The sequence below is a fragment of the Paenarthrobacter aurescens genome, from assembly GCF_025421775.1.
GTDB classification, from domain to species: Bacteria; Actinomycetota; Actinomycetes; order Actinomycetales; family Micrococcaceae; genus Arthrobacter; species Arthrobacter aurescens_B.
In genome coordinates, this window is sequence record NZ_JAOEFX010000712.1 from 1 (window position 1) to 237 (window position 237).

Below are 237 nucleotides of genomic sequence, written 5' to 3' on the forward strand. Positions count from 1 at the left end.
GAAGCGATTTCCTTCATGCAGGAAGTCAACGCCACGGTGTACAAGTCACACCCCGGCGACATCATCATCGCGGAGGAGTCAACCGCATTCGCCGGTGTCACTGCTCCCACCAACCACGGCGGGCTGGGCTTCGGGCTCAATTGGAACATGGGCTGGATGCATGACTCTCTCAAGAACATCTCCGAAGACACCATCAAACGCAAGTGGAACCACGGGACCATCACGTTCTCCAAGGTC

Annotated in this window: 1 pseudogene; it reads left to right on the forward strand. The window is 57.0% G+C overall.

The features are described from left to right. Positions 1-237, forward strand: a pseudogene (locus N7568_RS25360) (1,4-alpha-glucan branching enzyme); the annotation flags it as partial.